The sequence below is a fragment of the Streptomyces acidiscabies genome, assembly GCF_020010905.1.
GTDB classification, from domain to species: domain Bacteria; phylum Actinomycetota; class Actinomycetes; order Streptomycetales; family Streptomycetaceae; genus Streptomyces; species Streptomyces acidiscabies.
This window is the reverse complement of sequence record NZ_JAGJBY010000002.1, coordinates 2,137,739-2,154,342: the sequence shown is the minus strand read 5'-3', so window position 1 is coordinate 2,154,342 and position 16,604 is coordinate 2,137,739. Positions and strand designations below refer to the sequence as shown.

Sequence of the window (16,604 nt, the reverse complement as noted above, 5' to 3'; positions counted from 1 at the left end):
CGCACCCGAGCGAACCGACTCGATCTTCGGATGATCGATCGCATGTCCGAATTGCACGGATTCTTGCTCACTAGATCGTGATCATTTTCTAAAGGACCCCGGGTTCGCTGCCGAAGACGACTGTGACCTTGAAAAGCACGGTTCGTCCCGGCATCGTCCTCACGAGCCCCCCACGAACCGGCTCCGCCCCACACCCAGGAGGCCCGGTGTCCGTTCTCCTTGAGCAACCCGCAAGCCTGGTCGCCTACCGCCCGAACAAGCCCACCGCGATGGTGGTCGTGGCCGACCCGCGCGTCCGCTCCACCGTCACCCGTCACCTCTGGGCGCTCGGTGTCCGCGACGTGATCGAAGCCTCGTCCATCGCGGAGGCTCGTCCTCGCATCGGCAACCCCCGCGACATCTGCGTCGCCGACGTCCACCTCCCCGACGGCTCCGGTCTCACCCTGCTCTCCGAGACCCGCGCCGCGGGCTGGCCCAACGGGCTCGCCCTGTCCGCCGCCGACGACATCGGCGCCGTCCGCAACGCACTCGCCGGCGGCGTCAAGGGGTACGTCGTCACCGGCACCCGGGCCGGCGTCGGCCTGCCCGGCCGGCCCGGCTCCGCTCCCATCGGCGCCTCGGCCGCGCGCATGCACCGCCGCCCTCCGGGTGCCCCGAGCCACCCGGGCGGCTACCGCGAGCTCTCCGGCCGCGAGGTGGAGGTGCTCCGGCTGGTCGCCGAGGGCCAGTCGAACAAGGCGATCGGCGTCTCGATGGGCCTGTCGGCCCTGACCGTCAAGAGCCACCTCGCCCGCATCGCCCGCAAGCTCGGCACGGGCGACCGCGCCGGAATGGTCGCGGTCGCGCTGCGGACCGGAATCATCCACTGACCCCCGTCCATCGTCCCTGACCCCCCGCGATCCATGCGGAACAAGGGACTCCGGCTGGTTTCACACAAAGAATTCAGGCGGAAGCAAACCCTCCGGACACCCCTCCGCAACCGTCCGTCCACGACCCGTCCCGACCGGGCCGGAGCCGTGCGTACGGCCGTCCGCACCGCAGCAGGAACCGTTTCTGCCGGTCGTCTCCACCGCACCCTCCACGGGTCGCACAGCTGACCGGTTTACGCCCCTCCCCCGCCCGTCGACGGAACGTTCCGTCGGCGGGCGGCCTTCTTGCATGGATACCCTTGACAGGTGACCGACGCCCAAGAAACCGCAGCAGCCAGTTCACTGCGAACCACCGGAGGCGCCCCTCCGGACGACGGCGGATCTACTGCTCCGGGGGCGCCGACTCCCTTGCTGGAACCCCGCGAGGGGATTCCGCCCGTGGTCGCCGACGAGGAAGCCCTCGCAGAGGTGATCGCCGCGTTCGCCGGCGGCAGCGGGCCCGTCGCCGTCGACGCCGAGCGAGCCTCCGGTTACCGCTACGGGCAGCGGGCCTACCTCGTCCAGCTGCGCCGCGCCGGAGCCGGGACCGCGCTCATCGACCCCGTCGCCTGCCCCGACCTCTCCGCGCTCGGGGACGTCCTCGCCGACACGGAGTGGGTCCTGCACGCCGCGACCCAGGACCTGCCCTGCCTGCGCGAGATAGGCATGATCCCCACGCGGCTCTTCGACACCGAACTCGCCGGGCGGCTCGCCGGGTTCCCCCGGGTCGGGCTCGGCGCCATGGTCGAGAGCGTCCTCGGGTACGTGCTGGAGAAGGGGCACTCCGCCGTCGACTGGTCCACCCGTCCGCTGCCCGAACCCTGGCTGCGGTACGCCGCGCTCGACGTCGAACTCCTCGTCGACCTGCGGGACGCGCTGGAGAAGGAGCTCGACCGGCAGGGGAAGCTGGAGTGGGCCCGGGAGGAGTTCGCCGCGATCGCGGCTGCGCCGCCTGCTGAGCCGCGCAAGGATCCCTGGCGCCGGACGTCCGGGATGCACAAGGTGCGGCGGCGTCGGCAGCTCGCTGTCGTGCGGGAGCTGTGGCAGACGCGGGACCGGATCGCCCAGCGGCGGGATGTGTCGCCCGGGAAGGTGCTGGCGGATGCGGCGATCGTGGAAGCGGCCTTGGCCGTGCCGGTCAATGTGCATGCCCTCTCGGCTCTGGCCGGGTTCGGGCATCGGATGGGGCGTCGTCAGCTCGATCAGTGGCAGGCCGCTGTCGATCGGGCGCGTGCGCTGAGTGAGTCTCAGCTGCCTATGCCGGGGCAGCCCGTTACCGGGCCGCCTCCGCCCCGCGCTTGGGCCGACAAGGATCCTGCCGCTGCGGCTCGGTTGAGTGCGGCCCGTTCGCGGATCTCTGCGCTGGCCGAGGAGTTGAACATGCCTCAGGAGAATCTGATCACGCCGGATACGGTGCGGCGGGTTTGCTGGGAGCCGCCGGCTGCCGCCGAGGCAGAGGGGGTGGCGGAGGTGCTGGGTTCCCTTGGGGCTCGGGCTTGGCAGGTCGAGTTGGTGACGCCGGTCTTGGTGGAGGCGCTGGGAGTTGATGTTGCCTAGCCGCCGTGGGGGGTCCTGAATCACGGCGGCTGCGGGTTCGTCGTGGCTGATCGCGCCCGCGCGGCGGTAGCCGCAAATCGATACAGCCCCGCGCCCCTGAGTAAAAGCGCCCCTTCGGGGCGCTTTTATCTTGTGGCGCCTCGCATGAAGCCGTTATAGATGAACTTCTGCAACGCCAGAAAAATGATCAAGGTCGGGAGGATCACCAGGATCGCTCCCGCCGAGATCGTTTCCCAGTGGGCGCTGAATGGGCCCTTGAAGCGGAACAGGGATGTTGAGATTACTCCCAGGTCCTGGGACGGCATGTACAGGAACGGGATGTAGAAGTCGTTGTAGACCGTGATGCCCTTCACGATCACCACCGTCGCTATCGCCGGTTTCAGGAGTGGGAAGATGATGCGGCGGTAGATCGTGAAAGCGTTCGCTCCGTCCAGGCGGGCCGATTCGTCCAGGGAGATGGGGATCGAGCGGACGAATTGCAGGAAGATGTAGATCGAGACTATGTCTGTGCCCATGTAGAGGGTGATGGGGGCCCAGAGTGTGTCGAACATTCCGAAGCCGTTGACTATTTGGAATGTGGCCACCTGGGTGGTGACTCCGGGGACCAGCGCCGCCAGGAGGAAGAGCGTTACGACCAGTTTCCTCAGGCGGAACGTGAAGCGGTCTATCGCATATGCCGTCATCGAGCCGATCAGGACCGTACCGGCGATCGAGAAGAGCAGGATGATCGCCGTGTTACCGAAGGCCGACAGCATGTGGCCGTCCTGGAACGCCGTGACGTAGTTGTGGAAGTTGAGGAAGTTGTCGGGGAGGGTCAACGCCTGGTCGCCGCGCGCCAGTTCGTCGTCCGTCTTCAGGGACGTCAGGAAGACGACCGTGAGGGGGAGCAGGACGATCAGCGCCGCCAGGATCAGGGAGAGATAGACCAGTGCGCGGGAGACCGAGCGGCGCGTCATGTGAGGTCCACCCTGTCGTCGGGGACGAGTCTGCGCTGAATCCAGGTGACCGCCAGGACAATCAGCAAGAGAACCAGTGCGCAGGCCGAGGCGAGGCCCGTCTTGTTGAACTGGAAGGCCAGTTTCACGGTCTGGATCACGAATGTCTCCGTGCCGGTCGCGCCGCCGGTCATGATGTACGGGACCTCGAACACGGCGAGGGAACCGGAGATGGAGAGGATGACCGTCAGCGTCAGCACCGGTTTGATGCCGGGGGCGATGATGTAGCGGAACTGGTGCCAGCGGTTGGCGCCGTCGAGTTCCGAAGCCTCGTACAGCTCGCCGGGAATGGACTGGATCGCGCCCAGGAACAGGACGAAATTCAGGCCCAGGTAGCGCCAGACGGAGACGCCCGATAGGGAGACGTTCGCGGAGACCGGCGTGCCGAGCCACGCGTGGTCCGTGTGGATTCCGGCGAGGGCGAGGACGGAGTCGAGGGTGCCGCCGTCCTGGAAGAAGTACAGGAAGACGAATCCGATGGCGACGCCATTGATGAGGTAGGGGAAGAAGAGGATTCCCTTGAAGAAATTCCGGAACCGGATGTTGAAGCTGAGGACCGTCGCGAAATAGAGCGCGGCGACGATCTGGACGACGGACGCGGCGAGGTAGTAGCCGCTGACGAAGAACACCTCGAACAGGTCGGGCCGGGTGGCGAGTTCGCGGTAGTTCTCGGTGCCGGTGTAGTGCAGGCCGGGGCTGACGCCGTCCCAGTCGGTGAAGCTGTAGCCGATCATGTTGACGATCGGGACGTACGTGAAGGTGATCAGCAGGGCGAGCGGCGCGAGCAGGAACAGCCAGGGCGTGAGCCCGCGCAGGAGGCGCGCGCGGCGCGGAGGCGGCGCCGGTACCGGCACGGTGTCCTTCACCCCCCGCCGAGGCGCCGCCGCCTGCTGTGTGGTGCCGGCCATCAGGACCCCACGTTCTTCTCGGCCGCCGTCCACTTCTTGCCGAGGTCGCCGAGGAAGTCGTCGAGGTTCCCCTTGCGGGCGCCGCGTGCGAGGTCGACGAGGTCGAGGCGGTAGTCGGGCGCGTAGATGCCGACCTCGGACTCGTTGTCGATCAGCTTGACCTTGGCGCCCTGGGTGTCGTCGAGTTCGATGAGCTTGACGCCGGCGTCCTCGTACGGCTTGAGGACGGCGGGCAGGGGCGCGTTCTGGAGCGGGGAGATCGCGAGGTTGTCCTTGTCGTAGCCGGACTTCTCGGTGAACCAGTCGATCCAGGCGCGCGCGGCCTCCTTGTGCTTCGAGTGGACGTTGACGGCCTGGTTGTAGTCGGGGCTGACGGTGGAGCAGAACTTCCCGCCGGTCTGCGCGGGGAACGGCATGAAGCCGATGTCGTCGGGGTTCACGCCGGCCTGTTTCGCGGCGTCCTGGAACTGGACGATGGCCCAGGTGCCGAGCCACTGCGTGGCGATCTGGCCCTTGGCCAACTGGGGTTTGGACAGCTCCCAGTTGCTGGTCGCCGGGTCCTTCTCGGCGAGGCCCTGCTTGACGATGTCGTAGAGCAGGGTGTCGCCGACGCGCAGGTCGGAGCCCTCGGCCCAGGGATCGCCCGAGGCGAGCTTCGCGGTGGCGCCGGGGTCGCAGTGGACGGCGCCGTTGACGTACGTCCAGGAGGTGAGCGTCCACTGGGCGGCGAAGTTCGTGTAGTACGGCGTCGCGTCGGTCTTGTCCTTGATCGCCTTGAGGGCGGTGAGGAACGCGGCGGGTGTGGTGGGCCAGTCGGTGACGCCGGCCTCGCGCCAGATCCGCTTGTTGTAGACGAAGCCGGGCATCACGCCGATGGGGGTCTGGCCGTAGACCTTGCCGTCGACGGCGGTGAAGCCGGTGAAGCGGAACTTCTTGGCGCGGTCCTCGGCGGTGCCGAGGGAGGCGAAGAACTTCGGGTAGTCGGACTTCTTGATGACGCCGGGGATCATCAGGACGTCGCCGTAGTTCTCCGTGTTCATGCGGATCTTGACTTCGGACTCGTAGTTGGTGAGCGCCTGGAACTCGACCTTCACCTTCGGGTACGTCTTGTTGAACTCTGCCGCGTACTCCTTCATTCTCCCGTTCTGCACCAGGTCGGTTCGCTGGGTGAGGACGGTGATGGTGCCGGAGACCTTGGCGGGGTCGGCGGGGGCCTCGGCGTCGGCGCCCTTCGAGGTGCCCCCGGTGGAGGTGCAGCCCGCGGCGAGGAGAGCGGCTCCCACGGCCACGGCCAGGACGGTACGGCGGTTCATGTGCATCGACTCCGTTCAGTGGGACGGAAGAGCACGTGCGGGTTGGCTGATTCGGCACTCTGACAGCGCTTTCTCAACCGGTAAAGTCCCATTCCCGCCAAGGATGTGAACCTCGTCGTCCTCCCTTGAGGTGGACCGGTTTAGGGAGAGCGCATGCTTCAGGTCGCACCGCTGCACGACGGCTGGACCCTGCGGCACGACGGCGAGGCGCTCCCGGCGGTGGTGCCGGGCTGCGTGCACACGGATCTGCTGGCCGCCGGGGTGATCCCGGATCCGTTCCTGGGGCGCAACGAGACCGAGGTCGCGTGGGTCGGGCGGCGGGAGTGGACCTACGAGCGCGATCTCGTCGCGGAGCCGAACGGGCACGAGCAGACCGACCTCGTCTTCGAGGGCCTCGACACGGCCGCCGAGATCCTGATCGACGATCAACTCCTGGGCCGGGTACGGAACATGCACCGCTCGTACCGCTTCGACGTGACCGGCCTGAGCGGCCGGCTGACGGTCCGTTTCGCCTCCGCGTACGCCGAAGCGGAGGCCGTGCGGGGGCAGTTGGGCGAGCGGCCCGCCGCGTACGCCGAGCCGTACCAGTACATCCGCAAGATGGCCTGCTCCTTCGGCTGGGACTGGGGCCCGACGCTGGTGACGGCGGGCATCTGGCGCCCGGCCCGCCTGGAGCGCTGGGCGACCGCCCGCATCTCCCGGGTGCGGCCCCTGGTGACCGTCGAACAGGGCGTGGGCGTCGTGGAGTTGTACGTCGAGGTCGAGCGCGCCCGCGTCGAGGCGGCCCTGTCGGTCGAGGCCGAGGTGGGCGGCGTCCGGGTGCGCGGCGCGATCGACGGCACGAGCGGCACCGTCCGCCTCACCGTGCCGGACATCGCGCTGTGGTGGCCGCGCGGGTACGGTGAACAGCCGCTGTACGACGTGGAGTTGACGTTGCTGCACGGCGCCGAGGCGCTGGACGGGTGGCGGCGCCGGGTCGGTTTCCGCACCGTCGAGCTGGACACGTCCCCCGACGACCACGGCACCGGCTTCACGCTGGCCGTCAACGGTGAGCGGCTCTTCGCGCGGGGCGTGAACTGGATCCCGGACGACGTGTTCCCGTCCCGCGTCACCCGCGAGCGCTACCGGAAGCGGCTCCGGCAGGCCGCCGACGCGGGCGTGGACCTCGTCAGGATCTGGGGCGGCGGGATCTACGAGAGCCACGAATTCTACGACGCCTGCGACGAGTTGGGGCTCCTGGTCTGGCAGGACTTCCCCTTCGCGTGCGCCGCCTACCCCGAGGAACAGCCGCTGCGGGGCGAGGTCGAGGCGGAGGCGCGGGAGAACGTCGTCCGGCTCATGCCGCACCCCTCGCTCGTGCTGTGGAACGGCAACAACGAAAACCTGTGGGGGTTCCGGGACTGGGGGTGGGAGGAGCCGCTGGGCTCGGACTCCTGGGGCGAGGGGTACTACCTGGGCGTACTGCCGCGTGTGGTCGCGGAGTTGGACCCGACGCGGCCCTATACGGCGGGCAGCCCCTGGTCCGGGTCCTGGGACCGTCACCCGAACGACCCGGCGCACGGCACGCACCACTCGTGGGACGTGTGGAACCGGCTGGACTACTCCGCGTACCTCGACCAAGTCCCGCGCTTCGTCGCCGAGTTCGGGTGGCAGGCGCCGCCCGCGTACGCGACGCTGCGGCGCGCCCTGCCGGGTGAGGAGCTGGCGCCGGACTCGCCCGGGGTGCTGCACCACCAGAAGGCCGACGACGGGAACGGGAAGCTGGAGCGGGGGCTCGCGCACCATTTCGCCCTGCCCGGCGGGGACTTCGACCGGTGGCACTATCTGACGCAGGTCAACCAGGCGCGGGCGGTCGCCGCCGGGGTCGAGCACTGGCGGTCGCACTGGCCGGTGTGTGCGGGGACGGTCGTGTGGCAGCTCAACGACTGCTGGCCGGTGACGAGTTGGGCGGCGGTCGACGGGGACGGGCGGGAGAAGCCGCTCTACCACGAGCTGCGGCGACTGTACGCGGACCGGTTGCCGACGTTTCAACTCCGGGGCGGGCGGCTGGTGTTGGCGTGCGTGAATCAGGGGGGCGGGGAGTGGGGCGGGGTGCTGTCGCTGCGGCGGATGACGGTGGACGGGGTGGTGGTCGCGCAGGCCGAGGTGCCGATCGCCGTGGGGAGAAGGATGGTTGGGGAGGTGGCGGTGGAGCGGGAGTTGGTGCCGGACGGGGTGAAGGAGTTCATCGTGGCGGACGTCACGAGTACCACCTCAACTCCGTTGCGCGCACTCTGGTTTCCCGCCACCGACCGTGAAATCCCGTATCCCCGGCCCGAGTTCGAGGTCGAGGTCGCGCCGGGTTCGGTGACCGTGACCGCGCTCACCCTCGTACGGGATCTGCTGTTCCAGGCGGACCGGCTGGGGCCCCAAGTGCGCGCCGACCGGGGGCTGGTGACCTTGCTGCCGGGTGAGCGGGTGACGATGGGGGTGAGCGGGTGGGAGAGTCCCGACGCCGCCGCCGCACGATCCGCGCTGTACTGCCAGGAGCCCGCTCGATGACGAGTACCAGTCCCCGCGTCACCATCAAGGACGTCGCCGCGCGTGCGGGCGTCTCGAAGGGGGCCGTGTCGCTCGCGTTCAACCACAAGCCGGGGTTGTCCGAGGCGACGCGGGACCGGATCTTCGCCGCCGCGCGGGAGTTGGGGTGGGCGCCGAGTCCGACGGCCCGGTCGCTCGCGGGGGCGCGGGTGGACGTCGTGGGGCTCTCGATCTGCCGGCCCGCGCGGATGCTGGGACTTGAGCCGTTCTACATGGAGTTCGTGTCCGGGGTGGAGAGCGTGCTGATCGAGCACTCCTGCTCGCTGCTGCTGCGGCTCGTGAAGTCGCCCGAGGAGGAGGCCGGGCTCCTGGAGTCGTGGTGGCGGGGGCGGCAGATCGGAGGGGCGATTCTCGTCGACTTCCGTGCGGACGATCCGCGGGTCGCCGTCGCCGAGCGGCTGGGGATGCCGGTGGTGGCCGTGGGGCATCCCTCGTTGGCCGGTTCGCTCACGGCCGTATGGACCGACGATGCGGCTGCGATGCGGGAGGCTGTGCGGTATCTCGCGGCGCTCGGGCATCGGCGGATCGCTCGGGTGGGGGGTGCGGCGGAGTTGGGGCATACGGCGACTCGGGGGGAGGCGTTCGACTCTGCGGCGCGGGAGTTGGCGCTGGGCGGGGCTTGGCAGGTGGTGACGGATTACTCCGGGGAGGCGGGGGCGCGGGCTACTCGGGCGATGCTGACCTCTGCCGACCGGCCTACGGCCATCGTCTACGACAACGACATCATGGCTGTGGCCGGATTGTCGGTGGCTCAGGAGATGGGGGTGCGGGTGCCGGACGATGTGTCGTTGCTGGCGTGGGACGACTCGCAGTTGTGTCGGTTGACGCATCCCAGGTTGTCGGCGATGAGTCATGACGTGCATGGGTTCGGGGCAGACGTGGCTCGGACGTTGTTCGGGGTGATTCTGGGGGAAGAGACGGGGTCGCATCCGGTTGCTACTCCAGTGCTGACGCCTCGGGGATCGACAGCGCCGCCTCGGTGATTCGCCGTATCGGGCTGCTGCGCCGTCGTGGCTGGTCGCGCCCGCGCGGCGGAGCCGCATATAAGCACAGCCCCGCGCCCCTTAACGGCGTCATCCTCGCCCGGCAGAAAAAGTTCCCGGTGTGACCTTCGCCGCTCCTACCCCCGGGACTGGGCAGTCACGTTACTGATAAGTAGCATGGGGGCTGAGCGCCCGCTCAGCGATCAGCGGAGGGTGGCGCGTCGCAGCAGTGCCATCCCCGCACCTGGAGGAGCCATCGTGCCTCGTACCGTCAGGGATGTCGTCTTCGTCGACGGCGTCCGTACCCCGTTCGGCAAGGCGGGCCCGAAGGGCATCTATCACGAGACCCGGGCCGACGACCTGGTCGTGAAGGCGATCCGGGAGCTGCTGCGCCGCAACCCCGGTCTGGACCCCGCGAAGATCGACGAGGTCGCGATCGCGGCGACCACGCAGATCGGCGACCAGGGCCTGACCATCGGCCGTACGGCGGGCATCCTCGCCGGCCTGCCGCAGTCGGTCCCCGGCTACTCGATCGACCGCATGTGCGCGGGCGCCCTGACGGCCGTCACGACGGTCGCCGGCTCGGTCGCGTTCGGCGCGTACGACATCGCCGTAGCCGGTGGCGTCGAGCACATGGGCCGCCACCCCATGGGCGAGGGCGTCGACCCGAACCCGCGGTTCGTCAGCGAGAAGCTGGTCGACGAGTCCGCGCTGTTCATGGGCATGACCGCCGAGAACCTGCACGACCGCTACCCGCAGATCACCAAGCTGCGCGCGGACGAGTACGCGGTGCGCTCCCAGGAGAAGGCCGCCAAGGCGTACGCGGACGGCAAGATCCAGGCCGACCTGGTCCCGATCTCCGTACGCCGTACGAGCCCTGAGGCGGGCGAGACGGGCTGGGGCCTGGTCACCGCCGACGAGCCGATGCGCCCGGGGACGACGCTGGAGAACCTCTCCGGCCTGAAGACCCCCTTCCGCGTCCACGGCCGGGTCACCGCCGGTAACGCGGCGGGCCTGAACGACGGCGCGACGGCCTCCCTGATCGCGTCCGAGGACTTCGCCCGCGAGAACAACCTCCCGGTCAAGATGCGCCTCGTCTCCTACTCGTTCGTGGGTGTGGAGCCGGAGGTCATGGGCTACGGCCCGATCCCGGCCACGGAGAAGGCGCTCGCGCAGGCGGGTCTGTCCATCGAGGACATCGGCCTGTTCGAGATCAACGAGGCGTTCGCCGTCCAGGTGCTCGCCTTCCTCGACCACTACGGCATCGCGGACGACGACGAGCGCGTCAACCAGTACGGCGGCGCGATCGCCTTCGGTCACCCGCTGGCCTCCTCCGGCGTGCGTCTGATGACGCAGCTCGCCCGGCAGTTCGAGGACCAGCCGCACGTCCGCTACGGCCTGACGACGATGTGCGTCGGCTTCGGCATGGGCGCGACGGTCATCTGGGAGAACCCGCACTTCGAGGGGGACAAGTGAGCACCACCACCGAGCTGTTGAAGGGCGCGGCCGAGCTGTTCCCCGACGAGGTCGTGACGTCGGCGCACGTACGCCACCTCGACCTCCCCTTCGGCGCGGGCCGCTTCGCGCTGATCACGCTGGACAACGGCCTGGACCACACCAAGCCGACCACCTTCGGCCCGGCCTCGCTGGCGAAGCTGGACGCGGCGCTGGACCAGGTCGAGGCGGAGGCCGCGGCCGGTGAGATCGTCGGCGTCGGCATCACCGGCAAGCCGTTCATCTTCGCGGTCGGCGCCGACCTCAAGGGCGTCGAGCTGCTGAAGGAGTGGGACCACGCCCACGCCATCGGCAAGGGCGGCCACGACGTCTTCAAGCGGATCGCGGGTCTCGCCGTACCGACGTTCGCGTACTACAACGGCGCCGCGATGGGCGGTGGCGTCGAGGTCGGTCTGCACTGCGAGTACCGCACGGTCTCCAAGGCGATCCCGGCGTTCTCGCTGCCCGAGGTCTTCCTCGGCCTGGTGCCCGGCTGGGGCGGCTGCACGCTGCTGCCGAACCTGATCGGCGCCGAGAAGGCCGTCTCGGTGATCATCGAGAACAGCCTCAACCAGAACAAGCAGCTCAAGGGCCAGCAGGTCTTCGACCTCGGGATCGCGGACGCGCTCTTCGAGGGCGCGGACTTCCTGGAGCAGTCGCTGATCTGGACCGCTCGGGTGCTCAAGGGTGACGTCAAGGTCGAGCGTCCCGTCGTCGACCGCGGCGAGGCGTGGGACCAGGCCGTCGCCAAGGGCCGGCTCGTCGCCGACTCCAAGGTGCACGGCGCGGCCCCGGCCGCCTACCGCGCGCTGGACATCGTCGCCGCCGCGAAGGACGGCGACCTCCAGGCCGGGTACGACGCCGAGGACAAGGCGCTCGCCGACCTGATCATGGGCGGCGAGCTGCGCGCCGGGATCTACGCGTTCAACCTGGTGCAGAAGCGCGGCAAGCGGCCCGCCGGCGCTCCGGACAAGTCGCTGGCGCGTCCGGTCACCAAGGTCGGTGTCGTCGGCGCCGGTCTGATGGCCTCGCAGCTCGCGCTGCTGTTCCTGCGCCGCCTTGAGGTGCCGGTCGTGCTGACCGACATCGACCAGGAGCGGGTCGACAAGGGGGTGGGCTACGTCCACGCCGAGATCGACAAGCTGCTCGGCAAGGGCCGGATCAACCAGGACAAGGCGAACCGTCTCAAGGCCCTGGTCAGTGGCGTGCTCGACAAGGCCGAGGGCTTCTCCGACGCCGACTTCATCATTGAGGCCGTGTTCGAGGAGATCGGCGTCAAGCAGCAGGTGTTCGCCGAGGTCGAGGCGGTCGCCCCGGCGCACGCGATCCTCGCGACCAACACCTCCTCGCTGTCGGTGTCCGAGATGGCGTCGAAGCTGAAGCACCCCGAGCGGGTCGTCGGCTTCCACTTCTTCAACCCGGTCGCGATCCTGCCGCTGCTGGAGATCGTGCGCGGCGAGCAGACGGACGACGCCTCGCTCGCGACGGCGTTCGCGGTGGCCAAGAAGCTGAAGAAGACGGCCGTACTGGTGAAGGACGCCCCGGCGTTCGTCGTCAACCGCATCCTGACCCGGTTCATGGGCGAGGTGCAGAACGTCATCGACGAGGGCACGTCCGTCGAGGTCGCCGAGAAGGCCGTCGAGCCGCTCGGTCTGCCGATGTCGCCGCTGGTGCTGCTGGAGCTGGTCGGTCCCGCGATCGGTCTGCACGTCTCCGAGACCCTGAACCGGGCCTTCCCGGACCGCTTCACCGTCTCGCCCAACCTCAAGGCGGTCGTCGAGGCGGGCAAGCGCGGGTTCTACGTGTACTCCGCCGAGAACGGCTTCAAGCCGGAGCTGGACCCGGAGGTCGCCGCGCTCCTCAAGCAGGGCTCCGACGTGCTCTCCGAGGACCAGGTCCGCGCCCGTGTCCTGGAGGCCGTCGCGCAGGAGATCGGCCTCATGCTGGACGAGGGTGTCGTCGCCGAGGCGCAGGACATCGACCTCTGCCTGATCACCGGCGCCGGCTGGCCCTTCCACCTGGGCGGCATCACGCCGTACCTGGACCGCGAGGGCGTCTCCGAGAAGGTGAACGGGAAGAAGTTCCTGTCCGCCGGGGTGGCGTCGGTCCCGGCGTAACGTTCGGCGCTTGACGCGAGAGAGGGCCTCCGCAGAACGCGGGGGCCCTCTTTCGGTGTGGCCGCTCCGGGTCACTGTTTCCAGAAGCCTTCGAGGACGTACGGGTCCTTGACCTCGTCGAAGCCGATGGGGCGGAGTGTGTAGTCGCAGGTGAGGGTGCGGTACGGGCCGGTCAGACCGCGTGCTTCCCACTCGGCGTCGTCGTGGAGCTCGGTCTTGTGGATCAGCTCCCGGGCGATCGCGCCCTCGCTGACCGTGTCGACGAGCGGATCGCCGTCGAAGTGGATCTGGTGGGTGAGCATGTGGTGGTCGTCGTGGGTGATGTGCGCGTGGATGTGCCTCGCGCGCGAGTTGGCCCGTCCCAGCATGAGCAGGAGGCCGTCGAACAGGCTGCCCGGCACCGCTGCGGTCTCCACGCCCGGCAGGACGGTCCGGTACTCGTAGCGGCCCTCGGCATCCGCGACGATCTTGCCGCGGAGGTGGTATTTCGGCAGGTCGAAGTCGACGACGTCGAGGCCCTCCAGGGGTCCTGCCTGCTCGGGTGTCAGCCCCGCGTACCGGCCGCCGGCGGTGGTCTGCCAGAGATCGACGACCGCGCCGGGCAGCGGCTTGCCCGAGGTGGAGCGTACGGTGCCGGAGACGAGCAGGGTCTCGCCGGGCTCGTCGGGCGCCATCGGCAGCACGCCGGGGTTGTCGATCTCCGGTGCCCCGGGCACGTAGGCGGGCCCGGTCGGGATCCAGGTGGAGGCGCCGTCCTTCTCCGGGTGGGCGTAGGCCATGCCGTAACTGACCTCCATCGGGTGGTTGCCGAGGAGCGAGATCGCCGCCAGCGGGAACTCCCCCGACGCGACCAGCTTCGTCACGTAGGTGATGGCCTGGCCCAGCTCCTCGAACGTGATGCCGTGCCTGAGCGCCACGTCCCCGAACGTCTTCTGGAGATCGTCGAACACGACGCGCAGGCGCTGGTCGAACGCGATGTCGGTGTGGGGGGTGTCGGTCGTTGTCATGTCACTCCGGTCCGGCGTCACCGTCGGGGGACGGCGCGCCTAAGGTCGGACAGCTGTTGTGCATGGGGTGGGTGTGGATCATGGGGTGGGTCATCCTCGTGCGTTCCAGACGAGGGGGGCTCTGCGGATCCAGGTGCCGTCCTCGACCGTCTGGACGAGGAACTGGGCGAGGTCGGCGCGGTTGATCCGTGCTCCGGGCTTTTCGGTGCCGGCCTCGGCGGCCCGTACGGGACCATTGAGGGGCTTGCCGGTGAGGGTGACGGCGCGGGCCAGGGTCCAGTCGATGCCGGACGAGGCGCGGACGAGTTGGTCGACGCCGGTGTGGTCCGCGAAGCCCCCCTTGAGGTTCGACCGGTTGATGAACGCCTTGACCAGCGGATTGAGCCGGGCCCAGTCGTCGCCCGCGCCCTGCGTGGACGTCAGCACGATGCGGCGGATGCCCTGCTCGCCCATGACGGTGAGCGTGTTGCGGGTGACGTCGGTCATGAACATCGGCGGACTGACCGGCTTGGCCCACGGATTGTCGGAGGCGCGGGCGTTGTTCAGCGCGCCGATCACCCCCTCGGTGCCTTCGGCGGCCTTGCGGAGGTCGTCGATGTCGGCGGGGGTGCCCTGGATCAGTTCGACGCCGGCCGGCGCCTGCACTGTGTCGGGGTTGCGGACGAGGGCGCGGACGTGGTGGCCGCGCCGGACGGCGTGCTCCAGGACGTGGACGCCGGTGCGGCCACTGCCGCCGAGGACAAGGAGGTTGCTCATGGTGATCAAACGCCTTTCGGGCGGTTCAGGGGTGGATCAGGCGGCCGACCGGCCGGTCAGGGTCGAGCCCAGGCGGCGGGCCTCGTCGTGCGCCTTGGTCATGGACGCCTCGTGCACCGGCAGCAGCGGAGCCATCATCGGCACGTGCGGGGCCATGGTCAGCTCCGGCAGAACGATGGTGACGTCGAGGCCGAGGTTGGTCGGGTGGCCCAGGACGGTTTCCAGCGTGGGCACCAGGTGGTCCATGCCCTCCTTCGGGGCGCCGGGGCCGTAGCCGCCGCCGCGTGCGGAGATCACCGTGGCGGGGCGGCCGAGGGTGGCAGGGGCTGCGTCGAAGCTCAGGGTGCGCCCGGCGACCATGATCTGGTCCAGCCATGCCTTGAACACGGACGGCATCGTGAGGTTGTACAGCGGCACGGTGAACAGGTAGGCGCCGGCGCCGAGGAACTCCTCGATCAGCTCGTCCTGGACCGCGGCGGCCTTCGCCTGCTCGGGGGTGTGCTCGGCGGGGTCGGTGGTGCGGGCGGTGATGCCCGCCGCGGTCAGGTGCGGGGCGGGGGAGACGGCCAGGTCGCGGTGGACGACCGGGCCCTGCCACGCGTCACGGAAGGACCGGGCGACCTGACGGGAGACGGAGGCATCACCCAGCGAGGACGCGTCGATGTGCAGCAGGTAGGACATGGCGAAGCCTTTCGAAACGATCAAGGGTGGTTCGGGGGTGACCGGTGGAGGTCAGCCGCGGGCCGGTACGGCGCAGCCGTCGGGGCCGCAGACCGGGGCGTCGCCCGCGTCGTCGGCGAGGGTGAGGGGGTGGCTGTCGTCCCAGGCCGTGCGCAGCACCTCAAGGAGGCTGTCGCTGTCCTGGGCGCCGGGGATCCCGTAGCGGTCGTCGACGACGATGAACGGCGCGCCGCTCGCGCCGAGACGCTGGGCGCGGGCCGCGTCGTCGCGGACGTGGCGGCGGTAGCGGCGCTCGGTGAGGGCCTGGCGGGTCTGCTCACGGTCCAGGCCGAGTTCGTCGGAGAGCCCCAGGAGGTCATCCAGGGAGAACACCGGTTCGGCCTTGCCGAAGTAGGTCCGGAAGATCGCGTCCCAGGCCTCGCGGTTCTTGCCCTGGGCGCTGGCGTGGGCCAGGAACTCGTGCGCCAGGTCGGTGTTGCCGACCTTGTTGTCCAGCACCTGGTACGGGCTGAGGCCCTCGCCGGCGGCGAGCTGCTCGATCCGCCGGGTCGAGGCCTCGGCCTGGCTGCCGCCCATACCGTACCGGCGGAGCAGTGCCTCGCGGACGGAGAAGGTGTCCCCCTCGGGGAAGCTGCTGCTCAGCGGGAACGAGTGGTGGACGACCTCCACCTCGTCGCCGTGCTCGAACCGCTCCACGGCCCGGTCCAGACGGTGGCTGCCCAGTCCGCACCAGGGGCAGGTGACCTCGGCCCAGATCTCGATCTTCATGACGCGCCTCTCTTGCCTGCGCTTGATTCCTACGTTTTGTTCGTAGCGTCATGATGGGCCAGTATGGAAGCCGATACAAAAGGCACATCGGTGTTCGTGCCGGAGAGGAATGTGCGTCATGGAGGTCACCGGCAGTTCGGTCGGCGCGGCGGCGGTGGGGCCCTGTGCCCGCATCCCCGCCGAGCACATGGAGTTCATCCGGCAGGTCCTCGACCGTGTCGGCGACAAATGGAGCCTGCTCCTCATCGCGGTCGTGGAGACCGGCCCGCTGCGCTACACCGACCTACAGCGCCAGGTCCCCGGAATCTCCCAGCGGATGCTCACCCTCACGCTCCGCCAGCTCCGGGAGGACGGTCTGATCACCCGCACCGCATACGCGGAGGTCCCACCGCGCGTCGAGTACGCCCTCACCCCGCTGGGGCGCGGCCTCCACGAGATCGTGACATCCCTGATCGGCTGGGCCGCCGACCACCACGACGAGATCCGCGCGCACCGGGCCCGCGCCACGGACGGCGCGTCACGCGACTGAGAGCGAAC

General features: G+C 69.3%; 14 protein-coding genes. 7 read left to right on the top strand and 7 right to left on the bottom strand.

The window, feature by feature from the left end:
• Positions 1–206 precede the first annotated feature (206 nt).
• Together J8M50_RS36455 and J8M50_RS36450 are read left to right on the top strand one after the other, a co-directional pair.
• Positions 207–869, top strand: a complete 663-nt coding sequence (locus J8M50_RS36455) for a response regulator transcription factor (RefSeq protein ID WP_010353166.1) — start codon at positions 207–209, stop codon at positions 867–869.
• A gap of 306 nt (positions 870–1,175) precedes the next feature.
• A complete protein-coding gene (locus J8M50_RS36450; protein ID WP_075661050.1) occupies positions 1,176–2,465 on the top strand; it encodes an HRDC domain-containing protein in 1,290 nt (429 codons plus the stop codon).
• Between the two features lie 125 nt (positions 2,466–2,590).
• Here the strand turns inward: J8M50_RS36450 and J8M50_RS36445 are convergent, their stop codons facing one another.
• From J8M50_RS36445 to J8M50_RS36435, 3 genes are read right to left on the bottom strand one after another with little or no spacing between them, the layout of a single operon-like run.
• Complete coding sequence (locus J8M50_RS36445; protein ID WP_010353164.1) at positions 2,591–3,421, bottom strand: carbohydrate ABC transporter permease; 831 nt, start codon at positions 3,419–3,421, stop codon at positions 2,591–2,593.
• Positions 3,418–4,368 (bottom strand): carbohydrate ABC transporter permease, encoded by a 951-nt coding sequence (locus J8M50_RS36440; RefSeq protein ID WP_010353163.1) that lies wholly within the window; start codon positions 4,366–4,368, stop codon positions 3,418–3,420. The genes J8M50_RS36445 and J8M50_RS36440 overlap by 4 nt, the downstream gene beginning before the upstream one ends.
• Positions 4,368–5,681, bottom strand: a complete 1,314-nt coding sequence (locus tag J8M50_RS36435; protein WP_010353162.1) for an ABC transporter substrate-binding protein — start codon at positions 5,679–5,681, stop codon at positions 4,368–4,370. The genes J8M50_RS36440 and J8M50_RS36435 overlap by 1 nt, the downstream gene beginning before the upstream one ends.
• Positions 5,682–5,834: 153 nt before the next feature.
• Between J8M50_RS36435 and J8M50_RS36430 the strand changes: the two genes are divergently transcribed.
• From J8M50_RS36430 to J8M50_RS36415, 4 genes are all read left to right on the top strand, one after another.
• The gene (locus tag J8M50_RS36430; protein ID WP_010353161.1) at positions 5,835–8,222 is read left to right on the top strand and encodes a glycoside hydrolase family 2 protein; all 2,388 of its coding nucleotides are present in this window, start codon (positions 5,835–5,837) and stop codon (positions 8,220–8,222) included.
• On the top strand, positions 8,219–9,244 hold the full coding sequence (locus J8M50_RS36425; protein ID WP_010353160.1) for a LacI family DNA-binding transcriptional regulator: 1,026 nt from the start codon (positions 8,219–8,221) through the stop codon (positions 9,242–9,244). Before J8M50_RS36430 ends, J8M50_RS36425 begins: the two co-directional genes overlap by 4 nt.
• Before the next feature lie 258 nt (positions 9,245–9,502).
• Complete coding sequence (locus J8M50_RS36420; protein ID WP_010353159.1) at positions 9,503–10,720, top strand: thiolase family protein; 1,218 nt, start codon at positions 9,503–9,505, stop codon at positions 10,718–10,720.
• Positions 10,717–12,855 carry a 3-hydroxyacyl-CoA dehydrogenase NAD-binding domain-containing protein gene (locus tag J8M50_RS36415; RefSeq protein WP_010353158.1) on the top strand — a complete coding sequence of 713 codons (2,139 nt, stop codon included), beginning with the start codon at positions 10,717–10,719 and terminating at the stop codon, positions 12,853–12,855. Before J8M50_RS36420 ends, J8M50_RS36415 begins: the two co-directional genes overlap by 4 nt.
• A gap of 71 nt (positions 12,856–12,926) precedes the next feature.
• On the opposite strand, the gene J8M50_RS36410 is transcribed toward J8M50_RS36415, so the two are convergent.
• The 4 genes from J8M50_RS36410 to J8M50_RS36395 all read right to left on the bottom strand — a co-directional run bounded on the left by J8M50_RS36410 (position 12,927) and on the right by J8M50_RS36395 (position 16,067).
• Positions 12,927–13,862 (bottom strand): dioxygenase family protein, encoded by a 936-nt coding sequence (locus J8M50_RS36410; RefSeq protein WP_010353157.1) that lies wholly within the window; start codon positions 13,860–13,862, stop codon positions 12,927–12,929.
• Between the two features lie 90 nt (positions 13,863–13,952).
• The gene (locus J8M50_RS36405; RefSeq protein WP_029183778.1) at positions 13,953–14,618 is read right to left on the bottom strand and encodes an NAD(P)-dependent oxidoreductase; all 666 of its coding nucleotides are present in this window, start codon (positions 14,616–14,618) and stop codon (positions 13,953–13,955) included.
• Between the two features lie 36 nt (positions 14,619–14,654).
• A complete protein-coding gene (locus tag J8M50_RS36400; RefSeq protein WP_010353155.1) occupies positions 14,655–15,299 on the bottom strand; it encodes an FMN-dependent NADH-azoreductase in 645 nt (214 codons plus the stop codon).
• Positions 15,300–15,350: 51 nt separating this feature from the next.
• Positions 15,351–16,067 carry a DsbA family oxidoreductase gene (locus J8M50_RS36395; RefSeq protein ID WP_010353154.1) on the bottom strand — a complete coding sequence of 239 codons (717 nt, stop codon included), beginning with the start codon at positions 16,065–16,067 and terminating at the stop codon, positions 15,351–15,353.
• Between the two features lie 118 nt (positions 16,068–16,185).
• Between J8M50_RS36395 and J8M50_RS36390 the strand changes: the two genes are divergently transcribed.
• Positions 16,186–16,596, top strand: a complete 411-nt coding sequence (locus J8M50_RS36390; protein ID WP_010353153.1) for a winged helix-turn-helix transcriptional regulator — start codon at positions 16,186–16,188, stop codon at positions 16,594–16,596.
• The last annotated feature ends 8 nt before the right edge of the window (positions 16,597–16,604 follow it).